The sequence below is a fragment of the Archangium sp. genome (assembly GCF_036389735.1).
Classification (GTDB): Bacteria; Myxococcota; Myxococcia; order Myxococcales; family Myxococcaceae; genus Archangium.
The window spans coordinates 1-1,678 of sequence record NZ_DASVWK010001047.1 but is presented as its reverse complement, the minus strand read 5'-3'; the positions used below and the strand labels follow the sequence as shown (position 1 = coordinate 1,678).

1 protein-coding gene and 1 pseudogene are annotated in these 1,678 nt (G+C 69.2%); both read right to left on the bottom strand.

All coding sequences use genetic code 11. From position 1 onward, the window contains the following. On the bottom strand, window positions 1-1,059 hold a 1,059-nt coding region (locus VF794_RS37405; protein WP_331118084.1), incomplete at its 3' end, for a nuclease. 154 nt (window positions 1,060-1,213) lie between these two features. Next, a pseudogene (locus VF794_RS37400) lies at window positions 1,214-1,678 on the bottom strand (hypothetical protein); the annotation flags it as partial.

Here is a 1,678-nt window from a genome sequence, read left to right as displayed (position 1 = left end):
GAGCGCATGGGAGGCAACGGTCCGCTCCAGCTCGGCGGGATTGAGGCGGAACCAGCGGGCGACGAGAAGGACCTCCTGGGCCTCGTGGGCGCGCAGGCCGACGGTCCGGGGCTCTGGCTTCTCGAAGATCTCCACCGCCTTCTCTTCCAGGGCGAGGCGCTCGTGAGGGGTGCGGGGGGCGGCCAGCTCGGCGCGCACGCTGCCGCGACGGATGATGTAGACGCGATCCTCCCCGTCATGGCCGGGCACGGTATAGAGGAAGGACAGGCGCTCCACGGTCTGCCCGAGCTGGAGGAGCTCGGCCTGCACGCCCTCCAGCGTGGCCCCGCGGTCGCGCAGCTCGGCGGCGTACTCGAACTGGAGGCGCCTGGCCGCGACGCTCATGCGCTCGCGCAGCAGGGTGAGCGGCTGCTCCGTGGCGCCATTGAGGAAGTCCCGGGCCTGGACGACCCGCGAGTGGTACTCGGTGCGCGTGCAGCCGCCGGCACACGGGGCCAGACACCGCCCCACCTGACCACGCAGGCAGCGTGGGTCCTCCCGGAGGCGGAAGAGTTCGATCTGATCCGCCAGCCGCATGGGCGTGTCCGAGGGACAGTCGCGCAGCTCCAGCAGATCCGACACCGCCCGCACCGCCTCGGTGACGGCCTGCCGGCCCCGGAGGGGACCGAAGTACTCGGCCCCATCGTTGATGACGTGACTCACGACCAACAGCCGGGGCACCGGCTCGCGGGTGAGCTTGATGAAGCACAGCAGGCTGTCGCGCTTGTGCTCCACGTTGAAGAGGGGTCGCCAGCGCTTGATGAGTCGGAACTCCTCCAACAGCGAGGCGAACTCGCTCGGGACGTAATCCCACTCCACGGCGTGGGCGTGCCCGATGATCTCCGCCGCCTTCTCTCCCCGAGGGGCCCGGAAGTAGGACAGCAGGCGCGTCCGCACCTTCACCGACTTGCCCACGTAGAGCACCTCTCCCGAGGGGCCCCGCATGCGGTAGACCCCGGGACGGTTCTCGGCGCGAGCACGGACGTCCGTGCGGAGCTGTTCGAGGAGAGGTGGGCGCATGAAGCAACGCCCCGGTGGGCGATACACCGGGACTGCCCAAGGTACAGCGAACGCGCCACCCTTCGTGACAACCGGCGGAGCGTGCGCCTCATGCGCGGCCGTGGAGGGAGCGACGGAGCGAGCCCCGGCCCACCTCGCCCCCGACCTCACGCCCTTACTGGTCGTCGCACGGCGTGCCCAGCCGGGCGCCCGTGTACACCCCCAGCTCGTTGTAGATGAGCGGCAGGTTCTCGGAGACGGGCACCGCGCGCAGCTCGAGCTTCTTCTGGTTGTTCTCGATCCACGTCGAGGGTGCCGCCTTGTCCAGCACCAGCCGGAGCTCGCCCTTCTTCGTGGAGAAGATCTCTCCCTCGGAGTCGGAGACGATGTCCGTCATCTTCTGCGGCTGGAGACTGCCCTTGGGACCGATGGAGACCCGGAAGTTCCGCTCCTCGGCCGGCAGGAAGCCCCGCTCCACCAGGTAGTAGCGGCCCTGTTGATCGCGCAGCAGCGCATAGGGCACGTACTTCTGCGGGTTCGGCTCGAAGGTGGCCTTGCGCACCATCTCCTGCGCCTGCTCGGACTCGACCAGGGTGAACGGGATGGTCCGCTCGCCGCAGCGCACCGCACAGGTCTTCTT